At 42.6% G+C, this 12,998-nt stretch carries 7 protein-coding genes; 2 read left to right on the plus strand and 5 right to left on the minus strand.

The annotated features are described in order from the left end of the window. Window positions 1-7: 7 nt before the first annotated feature. Window positions 8-466 (minus strand): division/cell wall cluster transcriptional repressor MraZ, encoded by a 459-nt coding sequence (gene mraZ / locus HG263_RS14980; RefSeq protein WP_171626894.1) that lies wholly within the window; start codon window positions 464-466, stop codon window positions 8-10. Window positions 467-865: 399 nt separating this feature from the next. Between mraZ and HG263_RS14985 the strand changes: the two genes are divergently transcribed. Then, the gene (locus HG263_RS14985; protein ID WP_343043998.1) at window positions 866-3,913 is read left to right on the plus strand and encodes a bifunctional diguanylate cyclase/phosphodiesterase; all 3,048 of its coding nucleotides are present in this window, start codon (window positions 866-868) and stop codon (window positions 3,911-3,913) included. Window positions 3,914-3,988: 75 nt separating this feature from the next. Here the strand turns inward: HG263_RS14985 and HG263_RS14990 are convergent, their stop codons facing one another. The 3 genes from HG263_RS14990 to HG263_RS15000 all read right to left on the minus strand — a co-directional run bounded on the left by HG263_RS14990 (window position 3,989) and on the right by HG263_RS15000 (window position 8,557). Continuing rightward, window positions 3,989-5,647 carry an alkaline phosphatase gene (locus HG263_RS14990; RefSeq protein WP_171626895.1) on the minus strand — a complete coding sequence of 553 codons (1,659 nt, stop codon included), beginning with the start codon at window positions 5,645-5,647 and terminating at the stop codon, window positions 3,989-3,991. A gap of 225 nt (window positions 5,648-5,872) precedes the next feature. Then, window positions 5,873-7,075 (minus strand): cation:proton antiporter, encoded by a 1,203-nt coding sequence (locus tag HG263_RS14995; protein WP_171626896.1) that lies wholly within the window; start codon window positions 7,073-7,075, stop codon window positions 5,873-5,875. Window positions 7,076-7,177: 102 nt separating this feature from the next. Further along, on the minus strand, window positions 7,178-8,557 hold the full coding sequence (locus HG263_RS15000; RefSeq protein WP_171626897.1) for a DEAD/DEAH box helicase: 1,380 nt from the start codon (window positions 8,555-8,557) through the stop codon (window positions 7,178-7,180). Between the two features lie 310 nt (window positions 8,558-8,867). On the opposite strand from HG263_RS15000, the gene HG263_RS15005 reads away from it, so the two are divergent. After that, entirely contained in the window at window positions 8,868-11,414 is a 2,547-nt protein-coding gene (locus HG263_RS15005) for an Ig-like domain-containing protein (RefSeq protein ID WP_171626898.1), read from the plus strand. Window positions 11,415-11,521: 107 nt separating this feature from the next. Here HG263_RS15005 and HG263_RS15010 read toward each other — a convergent pair whose 3' ends face one another. Next, window positions 11,522-12,994: a serine hydrolase domain-containing protein gene (locus HG263_RS15010; protein ID WP_171626899.1), complete on the minus strand. Its 1,473-nt coding sequence runs from the start codon at window positions 12,992-12,994 to the stop codon at window positions 11,522-11,524. Between the last annotated feature and the right edge of the window lie 4 nt (window positions 12,995-12,998).

Raw genomic sequence — 12,998 nt, forward strand, 5'->3', positions numbered from 1 at the left:
CTTTCTGTTACAGCGAGAAATTATCAAGTTCTGGAGAAGCTTCAAACTCGCCACCTCGCTCAAGCTCAGTATCAAGTTGCATCTGTTGATGCCAACGATCTTCATCCCAGATCTCAAACTTATTTAATAGCCCTACCAGCATGATCTTCTTATTCAACCCTGCATGGGTACGAAGAGAAGGTGCCAATAAGATACGGCCATTTTTATCAAGTTGATATTCAGTAGCGTGACCCAACAACATACGCTGTAAACGTCTAGCTCTGGGGTTCATATTGGATAGTTTTTGCAAGCGAGCTTCTATTTCATACCATTCGCTCATAGGATACAGCCATAGGCATGGTTCATTAATAGCAATAGTACAGATCATTTCACCGTGATCTTCAGACATGAGCTGCTGCCGGTACTTTGTCGGTACCGCAAAACGCCCTTTGTCATCTAAGCTCAGTGAGCTTGCACCTTTGAACATTAAAAAACCAACCTCAACCCCGCTTAGCGCTCAAGATCCAATTTGATCCACTAAAAACCACTTTTTACCACAATAGTACAGTCTAGGGCTTGACAGGCCTTTCTGTCAAGCAAATATAAGGATTGGTATTGCTTTTGAGCCCAGAAAAAATGCGGGTTTAGCCAAAGTACATGAATTAGGTGGAAAAAAGTGGAACAGGCCTAAAAACACAACTTCCTTACGGAAAAATTACAGTAAATTATCAGCAAGGAAAATAAATAATTCTCAGTTAAGGCGCTGTAACAACATGCAATAAGGGTTCAATATCTGTGTAAATAAATACTAAAAAACTCTCAATTACTTGGCGTAAATAGTCGTTGTTTAGTACTATACGAGGTCGTTCTATTGGCGCATTCAGGTGTGATTATTTCTAATTTATCAATACCACAACGTTTCTACCGATTGTTGTTTCTTATTTGCATCCCAGGCCTGCTGGTTATATTTACACAACTATTGGATGAGCGCTCAGAAATATTGGAGCAAAGTGAGCACCATGCATTGTTACTTGCCAAGCATATTGTTGCGGTACAAAGCACTGAGATTAGCGATACCAAAGCGCTACTCAAGACACTTGCAGAAAACCCGAGTATCCGTGAGTTCAAAAATGGCCCATGTCCGATTTTGCTTTCACACGCACAACTGCTTTTTGCGGATATGGCTAACATGGGTATTGTCGCGCCAAACGGAGAAGTAATATGTTCGCTTACGACAGGCAATCGCGCTATCAATATTCAAGATCGCGAGTATTTTCAAACTGCCTTATCAACTAAGCAATTTGCCATCGGTCAGTTTCAACAAGATCGCTCAGTTCACCGTGCAACCGTCAATTTTGCAACGCCCATTTTTGCTACAGACGGTACAATTAGATCGGTACTTGTGGCAGTAAAACCGCTTGATAAGTGGAGCCAAACCTTAGCAAAACTTCCCCTACCACAGGGCAGTCAAGTAATGCTCAGTGATATTAATGACAATATTATTGCTTTATCACCCTTTAACAAGAAAATATTGGGAAGCCCTCACAGTAAACACTGGCCAGAAATTAGCGCCAACCAAGCACACATTTTAGAAGACAACAAAGGCCAGCGACGAATTTATTTTACACTGCCACTCAAATCGAATAATACGCTTAACGTGCTCAAGGTTCATGTCTCATTACCGTTCGAACAGGCAATCGTACAAGCCAATAAAGAAGTTGCTATGACGCTCGCTTTATTCGTGTTAGCCATTGCACTGCTTATTTGGCAAGCGCGCTGGAGTTTACAACGCGTCATTCTGAAGCCATTAAAAAACTTACTCAATGCAATAGAAGATTTGTCGCAAGGACAACCTGTACGTTGGTCGCAAAAATCTCAAACTCCTGAGTTTAATGCCATCGCATTACGTTTTGAGCAAATGGCTAATATTCGTCTTAACGTTGAATCGGCATTATCACATAAGCACGCTGAGTTAAGCGCGTTGCTCGCATCATTACCTGATAGTTATCTAAGGTTAGACAAACAGGGCAATATCTTAATGCGACATGGTCAGTTTGCTAAAAGAGCACCAAAATTGCCGCACATTTTTCCAGAGCATATCTATCAACGTTTGCTAAAGCAGTTGGCCAATCTAAATGAGGACTCTCATTGCCAATTGGAATTTTCGCTCGAAGAAAACAATAAACGCCATGTCTATGAATGTCGGCTCAGCCCGATAACTGATCATCCACAAGCAATTTTAATGATCCGCGATATTAGCCAACGTAAAAAGCAGGAAGAGGCAATAAACCTAGCTGCATTAGTCTACAACAATAGCAGCGAAGGCATGGTGATCACAGATGCCAATGGTTACATTCTCGATACAAACCCAGCATTCAGCCATGTAACTGGTTATAAGCGCTCAGAAGTGATCGGTAAAACCACTGCCATTTTGGCATCCGGCCAACATGAAGAAGTGTTTTATAACCACATGTGGCAGCAGCTAGAAGAACAAGGAAAATGGCAAGGCGAAATCATTAACCGTCGTAAGAATGGTGAGTTGTTTACAGAATGGCTTACCATCAATAGCGTGTATGACTCGAATGGCGCCCCCTATCGACGCGTTGCTATTTTCACAGATATTACAGAGAAAAAACAACAAGATGAATTAATTTGGCGCCAAGCACATTATGATCAACTTACACAGCTGGCTAATCGAACTCAATTAAAGCGTCATCTAAAAAGCCGCTTGACACAAGGCTCTCAGCAATTAGCCATATTACTGCTAGATCTCGATCATTTTAAAGATATTAACGATACGCTCGGCCACTTTTACGGCGACCAATTACTCACCGAAGTTGCCAATAGATTAAATCAACTTAGTCCAATTTGTAGTTTGGTTTCGCGTATTGGTGGCGATGAATTTGTTTTGGTGACCCATTATTTTGGAGATGACAGCGCTCTGGCTGAACTTGCCGACAAAGTGCTGGCTCAATTACAACCCAAAATCAACATTGGGAATGAGTCTTTTCACATGAGTGCGAGTATCGGCATAGCTAGAACTCCAGATGATGGAACAAGTAGTGAACACTTACTTAAAGCTGCCGATCAAGCCATGTATCAAGCAAAACAGCAAGGACGCAGTGGCTACGCCTTTTTCAGTAGTGACATGCGTGAGCAAGCAGAGAGCCGTATGCGTTTACTCAAAGATCTACGCATTGCCCAACAAGAACACCAGTTTTGCTTATATTACCAGCCGATTATTTCGCTAAAAACACAAAAGATTGAAAAAGCGGAGGCACTCATTCGCTGGCAGCATCCTGAAAAAGGCCTCATCCGTCCCGATGAGTTCATCCCACTTGCAGAGGAAACGCAACTAATACACAAAATGGGAGAATTTATATTTACCAGTGCCTGCGATACGCTACGTAAAGTTAAAGATTCAGGTAAACATATGCAGTTAAGCATTAATGTATCTCCAGTGCAGTTTACTTCAAAACACTGTTATCTAAGTAAATGGCACAAACAACTACAAACCCTAAATTTAAACGCGCAAGACATCGTTATTGAAATTACTGAAGGTTTGATGATGAATGCTCAACCTCGTACCCAAAAGCGTTTAACTACGCTGACAGCCCAAGGGTTTGCGCTTGCATTGGATGACTTTGGTACAGGTTACTCATCTTTAGCCTACTTAAAGCAAATGGACACCGACTACATCAAAATAGACAAACGCTTTGTTGATGGGATTGCCGACAACCAAGACGACTTGGCATTGTGTGAAGCGATGATAATGATGGCTCATCAACTTGGCTTACAAGTGATTGCTGAGGGTATTGAAACATACGAACAACATGAATTATTACTGCAAGCTGGATGTGATTTTGGACAAGGTTACTATTACGCCAAACCCATGCCACAAGAGGCTTTACTCACATTACTTACCGATAATTAAATATAAAAAGCCACCTAATGGTGGCTTTGCTTCAAAGTCTCAGGGTTGTGCTTTCTAATATATTGGTCTGCACAATTACTCTTCGATTAGACCAAGCGCTCTCATCATTTTATTTGAGATATCAACATGGTGCTGCATCGTTGAAAACTGTTTTGTAACTCCTTCAGGTCCAAACGCATAGACTGGAACAGGTGCCGCTGTGTGAGTACCCGTTCCCCATACTACGTTTTGCTGTTTGGCAAGTACACGCGCAATTTTGCCAGTGAAGTCTTCTGTTTCATATACATAGAAGTCAGAGAAATCTTCAAACTTTGGCAGTGGATAACCATCGCCGTTTACACCTTCCGCCGCATTCACTTTTTGCGCTTCGTCATACGAAATAACGTAAGGCGTATATTTCTCAATTGCTGCTTTCCACTGCGCATCTGTTGCACTTGAGTAATCGTAGTTGCCGTTTACTTCACCAAGCACATCAAAGAAAGTACCTTCTTGAGCATAAAGCGTATCAAGTAGTGCCAAGCCACCAAAGTTAAACTTAGGCTTGTAATCTTTGCCTCTCATACCATCGCCAGGCAATGTAACCGCTTCAGGCTTATTGTGGCTTGAATAACTAAAACCAAAGCTACCTGTTTCATGGTCTGCAGTAACAACCACAAGTGTATCAGTGCGCTCTTTAGCCCACTCATGAACGGCTTCAACAGCTTCATCAAACTTCAATAACTCATTAAGCATCCAACCAGCATCGTTCGCATGGCCTGCCCAGTCAATTTGACCCCCCTCAATCATCAAAAAGAAACCGTCTTCATCTTTAGACAAAATATCGAGTGCTTTAACTGTCATTTCTTTTAATGAAGGCTGGGTACAGCTGTTATCCGCTTTACACGCTTTATACGCTATGCCATCTGCCATGCCAGAGTTGGCGAACAAGCCAAGTATTTTGTTAGATTCATTGCTTGCCAATTGCGCTTTATCAAACGCAAGTGAGTAACCGTGCTGCTCTTTTGCTTCAACTACCAGATTTCGGTCGTCGCTACGCTTTGATTTCTTATAAACACTTTGCGGCGCACCGAGCTCTGCCATGATTTTTCTATCAGCTTCATCGGTTTTGATATCGGATGGCATAAAGACACGTGCACCACCTGATAACAATACATCAACCATGCCGCTTTCAATTAACTGCTCAGCAATTTCCGGCTCATAAGAACGGTGTGGTTGGTGAGCTGCAAAAGCTGCTGGCGTTGCGTGTGTGATACGAGTATCAGATACTAATCCGGTGGCTTTACCCGCTTTTTTTGCTTTTTCTAAAATGGTTTCTACGATATTGCCTTGGTTATCCAAACCGATCATTTCTGAACCTGCAGCAATACCAGTTGCAAGTTGAGTTGCTGAACATGCTGAGTCCGTTACCAAACTACCATTCGCGCCGTGGGGGGCATTCAATGATAATCCTAAGTGTCCACTGTTAGCTAACTTAGACAGTGCTGTTTGATTGCCACGACCATTGTACGTTGAATTAGGTGCACGCATTGCGTACTCTTCAAGTAGGCCAACTTGTTGAGGGCCCATACCGTCACCGATCATTAAGATCACGTTTTTAACAGAAGTCACTGACTTCGCAGGCACTTCTTTAATCACTTCAACTTCTTTAATGACCTCAACTGTTTTAGTATCGTTGTCATTACATGCGGTTAGTAACACAGCCGATACAGCGACTGCCAGCAACTTTTTATTCATGGTTAATTTCCTGTAACGTGAGCACTCAGTTGCCAAAATCGCAACTGATTAAATTGCGGCACAGTTTAGGGACGGTTCATGACTTTTTGATTGCAATAAAATGACAGTTTGAGTTCAAACTCTATTTATGAAAAAAGAAGATGATAAGGTTTAATTTAGTTATTTCAGTACATTAATCTATATAGCTAGAAAACCATTATTTCATTTAACGTGACGATAGAATCATTATTTAGCTTCTTTGTTTCTTTTAAAAAAACGCAACGCGATTGGCCGCGTACTGATCCCATGTAAAAACACACTCAGCAAAATAGTATAAGCAGCAACATGAGCGATCAGCTCAGTGCCTTCAATATTTGCTTGTAATAACATTAAAGTCAGTATAACTGATGCCAGTCCCTTAGGACCAAACCAAGCTAATGTTAGCTTTCCTTCGAGGCCTATCTGACTGGGTATCAAACTTAATAAAACAGGAATAATACGGATCACGCTCACAGCTAAAAGCGCATATAACCACTCATATAGATTACCATTGAAGTTCAATGTTTGACTCACCACCATGCCAAACAGTACCCAGATAAGCAGTGATGCAAAATCAGCTATATGCTCGCTATCTTCGATCAAGTTTTCTTTAAAGCTGTGTTGATAAAATTTATCAAACAGTAAGCCACTCACAAACACCGCAATAAACCCGCTGCCGTGCAATGACTCCGTCAGTGAAAAAATAGCGATGACAATACCAATAAAAAGAAATGGGCTCGAATTTAAAGCAAATAAATGTCGACGGTGAGCCGCTTTTATTGCAGCGATTGCTAAGGCTGTAATCAAAGCGGCAACTAGCAGTGCGATCCCCACTTCCTTACAAAATAGTCCCAGTAACCCAAGCCAGCTTGACTGAGCTTGCCCATCAGCGACCGCTAGCAGAAACACAAATACAGGAATACACAAGCCATCGTTGAGACCACTTTCAATATTGATTGCTTCACGTAAATTTGCAGGTGCTTTTTTTTGTGTGATAAACCCTTTACACAAATCCGCATCAGTCGGGCTAATAATAACCGCTAATAAAGCAGCATAAAGCCAACTTAGTGCCAGTAACCAATGAGCAAGCAGTGCGCCAAGCAACATAGTGATTGGCAACGCAACCAACAACATCAGTAAGGGTAATTGATATGAATGAAATAATACTCGCAAGCGCGTTTTTGCAGCGTCAGTGAACAGCACAATGGCAAGTGTTAGTTCAATAATTGGTAACACAATTTCACTGTCTTGAATTTGAAAGTGCCAACCATCTGCAAACCACCAGCCCAACAATGCTCCTAATGATACAAACCAGATAGGGCCTGTTAGTTCTGCACGTTTAATCTGCCGTACACTAATTGAATAAATAAAAATAGCAACGCCTACACAGGCTAACGCGTAGTCAGTCATATTATTCCCTTTCAGAGCGAAAAAAACCGCTGCCTAGCAACGGTTTAGTCGATATCTCTAGAATGGGTCAAATTGTTCAATAACACAATGCCCAATCAAACATTATTGAGCATTAGCTTGCTTTGGTTTGAAGCGGCGACGTTTAGGCTTAGCATTCGTTGGATTATCAATCGCCGATTTTACACGCTGCTGTTTACCTTTATTTGCTGAGTTTGGCTTCGCGTTTTTAGCGCTGCTGTTTTGCTGACGCTTGGAATGATCCACAGCTTGATGCTCTTGATGAACTTTCGGCTTTTTCGGCTTTTTTGGTTTAACTGGGCGCGTGTCTAATGCCTTCTCTGGGACAGGGTGTTGTGGTTCAAAACCTGGCTCTTGCGCCCTTGGGATCAAGGCACCAATAAATCGCTCTATTCCGTATAAATCATCAGCTTCATCTACTGTGACAAAAGATACCGCAACTCCATCACTTCCTGCTCGTCCCGTTCTGCCAATACGGTGCACGTAGTCTTCATACACATTCGGCAGGTCATAATTGACTACATAAGGCAGCTCAGCGATATCCAGTCCCCTTGCCACAATATCCGTGGCAACCAGTACCGAGATCTCACCAGATTTAAATCCATTGAGCGCTTTAACCCGCGCTGATTGCGATTTATTTCCATGAATTGCAGCGCCAGAAATCTTATCGCGCTCAAGCTGAGTGACTAAGCGATTAGCACCGTGTTTGGTGCGACAAAACACCAATACTTGCTGCCATTTTTTGCTTTGGATCAAATGACTTAGTAGTTTGGTCTTTTTAGATTTATCAATACCATAAACAAACTGCGTTACTGTTTTAGATGCGGTATTTTTTGGTGAAACCGAAATTTCTAACGGATCAATGATTAAGCCTTTAGCGAGTGCTTGAATTTGCTCTGAAAAGGTTGCCGAAAACAGTAAGTTTTGGCGCTTACTGGGAAGCTGCTTAATGATCTTCTTAATGTCGTGGATAAAGCCCATATCAAGCATACGGTCAGCTTCATCAAGCACGAGGGTTTGCAGTTGATTAAATTTAACCGCGTTTTGGCTGAACAAATCAAGTAATCTGCCCGGCGTTGCAATAAGAATATCAACGCCTTTACGAAGCTGCATCATTTGTGGGTTAATTTTCACGCCGCCATATACCACAGCACTGCGCAGACGCGTACCTTGGCTATATGCTTCTACATTTTCGGCAATCTGCAATGCCAACTCTCTTGTGGGCGCAAGAACCAAAGCCAACGCTTGATTTGCACGAGGTCGTTCATGCTGAAGGAGCTGCTCTATGATGGGGAGTGTAAAAGCAGCGGTTTTACCAGTACCCGTCTGTGCGGCAGCCATAACATCTCGCCCACTCAAAACAGCGGGGATCCCTTTTGCTTGAATTGGTGTCGGAACAGTGTAGCCTTTTTCATTGATGGTTTTAACAATAGCGGGAGATAACCCCAAATCAGAAAATGTCATTTAAACTCTCATGTGTTGGGGCTTATCATCAACAAAAGATAGGATATCTACAGTGGCATAAGCCCGAGCAAACAATGTGTTATTTTACTCAGCCAACTGCACTCACTCGACGCGTGTTATCGCTATCTGCAATCAAGCAAGATTAGTAGTATAACAGATAGCAGCTATAACCCCTATCATGACTTTAATCGTAAGCATTATGCTCAAATATCGATCACTTATAACGAAAACACAATTGCCTAACATGTACCTAGGTTATATGCTGGAATTTGCCTTGTGCAAAATTAATACAACTGTAAAGGATATAATCATGAAGCTATCTACACGAATAATACTGCCCCACGCCTTGTTAGGCCTGGCAACATTACCGCTGAGTGCTTTGGCATATGACTGCCAAGGGCTATCCACTTGGTCAAACTCTTTGGTTTACACCAAAGGTGATTTAGTCACACAGCAAAATGCAGCCTTTGAAGCACAGTGGTGGACACTTAATCAATCACCCGCTGACAATTCTGCACCTTATTCTGTCTGGAAAAACCTCGGGCAATGTGGTGGTAACCAAGCACCGAATGTGGCACTTACCAGCCCTGCTGATGGTTCTGTTTTGCCTGTAAATGACAGCGCTGTTTTTAGTGCGAATGCGTCAGACCCTGATGGGCAGGTAACACAAGTTGAATTTTTCTTAGATTCGCAGTCTATCGGCGCTGCAAGCCAGGCTCCTTATAAAGTAACGTGGCAAACAGTTGCAGGACAATACGTTGTCAGTGCGGTAGCAACAGATGATAAAGGTGCAACTAAAACCAGCGCACTTGTGCAGCTGACTGTGCTCGATGGTATAGAAAACTTACCACCGACTGTCGAGTTACTAAGCCCAGCAAATAATGCGCAGTTTAAAAAAGGAGAGACAGTGCGTATTAGCGCTGACGCAAAGGACCGTGATGGTGAAATAAAATCTGTCGAGTTCTGGCTTAACAACACAAAACTTGCAACCGACACAGTGTCGCCTTATGAGTATGATTGGCTTGCAACCATCGGTAAGCACCAGCTAAAAGCCATTGCAACCGACGACAAAGCCGCTGTAGCCGTCGCACTTGTTGAGGTTGATGTAACAGAGCCAAGTTCAGGGGGATGTGCCAATATTCCTGCATATCAGGCCTCAGGCAATTATAGCGCTGGTGATTTGGTATCTCACAACAATCATAAATATCACTGTGACATTGGCCCTTGGTGCAGCTCTAGTGCGCTTTGGGCATATGAACCGGGCGTTGGGCAATACTGGCAAGACGCTTGGACTGACCAAGGTATTTGTGCCATTGCCCCACAAGTGAGCTTTGTATCACCGGCACCAAATAGTACCCTTCTCAAAGGCAACCAATACGATGTCACTGTACAGGCACAAGACGCCGACGGACAAATATCTCAAGTTGACCTATATGCCAATGACACGTTACTGGCAAGCCTCACACAAGCGCCATATTCAGTCACATGGCAAGCTCAGCAACTCGGTGCTATCGCACTAAAAGCAGTAGCAACAGACAACGAAGGAAACACGGGTAACAGTGCGCAGATGGTTACCGTGACCGATAAACCACTGGTTGCATCAATAACATCACCAAGTGCAGGTACACAGATCACTTTAGGTAATTCTGTGCAAATTGCAGCTGAAGCATCCGCTTTACAGGGACAAGTCACACAAGTTAGTTTTTCAATTGATGGGGTTGTAATTGCAACTGACACTAGCGCCCCTTATTCAACAACTTACACGCCTGCAAGCCTTGGCATGAAAACCATCACTGCAACAGCGAAAGATAACCTAGGCAATGAGGCACAAAGTGACGGGGTCAGTTTAAAAGTGATAGATAAACCACTTGGCAAAACCCATAAACTGATCGGCTATTGGCATAACTTTGTTAATCCAGCTGGCTGCCCCATTCCTTTAAATCAAATCTCTGATGCATGGGATATAATCGATATCGCGTTTGCCGATAACGATAGAAACTCTAATGGCACAGTGCACTTTAATTTGTTTGAAAAAGACATTCACTCAAATTGTCCAGCGGTTGACCCAGTGCAATTTAAGCAAGATATGAAAAACCTACAGGCGCAAGGTAAAGTATTTGTACTGAGCTTAGGTGGCGCTGAGGGCACTATCACTCTTAATACCGATACTGATGAAGCTAACTTTGTATCGAGCCTGACGGATATTATCAATGAATGGGGCTTCGATGGGTTGGATATTGACCTCGAAAGTGGTTCAAATTTGGTACATGGCTCGCAAATTCAAGCCCGTTTACCGCGCGCACTAAAGCAAATTGAACAAAATATTGGAGGTGATATGGTGCTCACTATGGCCCCTGAACATCCATATGTGCATGGTGGTATGATTGCCTACTCTGGTATTTGGGGCGCGTATATTCCACTAATTAATGAGCTTAGGGATACCTTAGATTTACTTCACGTTCAGCTTTATAACAATGGCGGTTTACCTAATCCATATGAGCCAGGTAGTGCCCCTGAAGGCTCAGTGAACATGATGGTAGCCCACGCGAAAATGCTGGTTGAAGGGTTTGACCTTGCTGATGGTTCGCGCTTTATGCCACTGCGTGATGACCAAGTCGCGATAGGTTTGCCATCAGGACCGAAGTCAGCCAACTCAGGGCAAGCACCTATTGGTAACATCACTGCCGCACTTGATTGCTTAGTCAAAGGTACTAACTGCTCGTCAATCGTGCCAAGCAAACAATACCCTAACTTTGGCGGGGTAATGACTTGGTCGATTAACTGGGATAAGTACGACGGCTACAACTTCTCAAAACCAGTTGGGGATAAGTTAACACAGCTTAATCAGCAAAAATAACTTCGCTAGATAAATGGCTTGGCATATTTGCCAAGCCATTTATTACCCAATACAAATTTAATTACTTGAGCAATGAATAACACGCACTCGATTACATACTCGGTGATTTATAAATACTTGTTTATAGAGTCAACTTTATCGCTGGCATACTGATTATAAGGGTCTACTTCCAACATTCGCTGATAATATTTAAGGGCTAATTGGTACTGCTCAGTTGCCTCATACGCTTCAGCCAGAGCGCTCAAATAATATGTTTGCTCATCGTTCATCGACAGTGCAAATTTAAATATTGCAATCCCTTGTTGAACTTTACCTTCTTTGACTAATTGCTCGCCCCATTCAGTCACTATCTCTAGATCATACATCACACCAGTATCAGCTTGAGCTTGCGCAAAAGTGGCAGAAAAGTTTTCAAAGCCCTGTTTATTAGTTAATTGCTTTAAATAAGCCATTGGATGATAGGATTTTTGTTTGATTTCGCTATTAAAATCAGGAATATAGTGAGCCGCGATATCATCAACAAACTCTATTGGTAGCCCCCCTAACAAATTGGTTAATACAACAATTGACACATTATCTTTAGGGTAGGTAATAAGCGTAACCGCATTGGCACCACTGGCACTAACAGCGGGGTGATATTTGCGTTGAATAACTTGCCAACCTAGTGCGTAGCCATTTTCAAAATTATTAAATCCTTCGGTACGCCCATTATTTAGCCTAACTGGTGTCCAAAGGGTATCTAAGTCTTTTACAAGCTTGCCTTGTTGCAATGACACGATGTACTTAGCTAGCTCTTCTGCTGTTGAACTCATTCCTGCCGCAGTTCTGAGCATATAGGGAAACTCACCATAAAAGTTTTTATATTTACCATCACCTACATGGATATATTGACGGGCTTGATGAGGTACCACCAATTCTAAATAATCAAACCCTGCCTGCGCTGTTTGCGTCATTCCCACAGGGTTAAACTGCTTCTTGGTAATATAGCTCGTAAATCCTTCTGGCACGTACTTATCTATAAGCTTACCTAATATCACATAGCCTGTTTGATTGTAGCGAAAGCGGGAATTCGGCGTAAACTGCAAAGGGCGCTTTTTCACCTCTTCCCATGATGCTTCAGCATCTCTTGGAACAATGGTGTCTACCGTTTCGTATGAAGAGAGGATTCTAGGCAGCCCTGTGCTATGTCCCATCAACTGATTAATTCTTAATGACTTCCAAGCGCTTGGTAGGTCTGGTAAATGTTTACCTATTTCATCGTCTACACGAATATATCCTTGTTCTGCAAGTTGCAAAACTGCGACACCAGTGAAAGCTTTGGTCATAGAGTTAATAGGAAATAACGTGTCTTTTGTCACCGCAACTTTGTGCTGTAAGTCTGCAAAGCCATAACTGCCTTGCTTTACCAGCTCACCATTTTTAACAACAGCCAACTGCAGACCTGGTATATGCTTCTGCTGCATCTTCGTTTTAATTAACTGATCAATCGGATCCACGTCAACATTAGATGCTGCTGCAGCAAAACACATAAGCGTGCTCCCCAAAAATGTTGCTAAAACTGAGATTTTTTTCTTACCCATGATA

Source organism: Pseudoalteromonas caenipelagi (genome assembly GCF_013140855.1).
GTDB classification, from domain to species: Bacteria; Pseudomonadota; Gammaproteobacteria; order Enterobacterales; family Alteromonadaceae; genus Pseudoalteromonas; species Pseudoalteromonas caenipelagi.

Excerpts from the sequence above, each read along its gene's own strand:
- HG263_RS15010 (WP_171626899.1), bottom strand. The coding sequence starts at position 12,994 with ATGGGTAAGAAAAAAATCTCAGTTTTAGCAACATTTTTGGGGAGCACG.
- mraZ (WP_171626894.1), bottom strand. The coding sequence starts at position 466 with ATGTTCAAAGGTGCAAGCTCACTGAGCTTAGATGACAAAGGGCGTTTT.
- HG263_RS14995 (WP_171626896.1), bottom strand. The coding sequence starts at position 7,075 with ATGACTGACTACGCGTTAGCCTGTGTAGGCGTTGCTATTTTTATTTAT.
- HG263_RS14990 (WP_171626895.1), bottom strand. The coding sequence starts at position 5,647 with ATGAATAAAAAGTTGCTGGCAGTCGCTGTATCGGCTGTGTTACTAACC.
- HG263_RS15005 (WP_171626898.1), top strand. The coding sequence starts at position 8,868 with ATGAAGCTATCTACACGAATAATACTGCCCCACGCCTTGTTAGGCCTG.
- HG263_RS15000 (WP_171626897.1), bottom strand. The coding sequence starts at position 8,557 with ATGACATTTTCTGATTTGGGGTTATCTCCCGCTATTGTTAAAACCATC.